The organism is Mesorhizobium sp. M8A.F.Ca.ET.021.01.1.1 (assembly GCF_003998025.1).
GTDB lineage: Bacteria > Pseudomonadota > Alphaproteobacteria > Rhizobiales > Rhizobiaceae > Mesorhizobium.
Window position 1 is genome coordinate 1 of record NZ_RZSJ01001130.1, and the last position, 394, is coordinate 394.

Genomic DNA, 394 nt, shown 5'->3' on the forward strand with positions numbered 1-394 from the left:
GTATCTGAAGGACGACAAGATCGACATCGCCCGTCCCGAAGCGGTGATGTACGAGCCGATGGCCGACGGCACGCTGAAGCTGGTGGCGGTCGAATACATCACTTCGAAGGGGCCGGCGTCGCTCGAGGGACAGCTGTTCAACTTCAACAGCGCGCCCAACCGCTATGGCCTGGGTGAGTTCTACGAACTGCATGTCTGGGCCTGGAAAGGCAACCCGACCGGCACCTTCGCCGACATGAACCCGAAAGTGTCATGCGAGCACGTGATGGCGCCGAGCCAGTAACCGGCACGGCCAGGCGGCGCCAACGCCGCCTGGCCGAACTCTCGAATTGCATGAGGCTCTCAGGCGGCCTTGATCAGGCCGAGCTGGGTGAGGGCGGCGACGCCGTCGTCG

At 64.0% G+C, this 394-nt stretch carries 1 pseudogene; it reads left to right on the forward strand.

Annotated features, from left to right (window positions below):
• Positions 1 to 283, forward strand: a pseudogene (locus EOA36_RS36950) (hypothetical protein); the annotation flags it as partial.
• Positions 284 to 394: the final 111 nt, after the last annotated feature.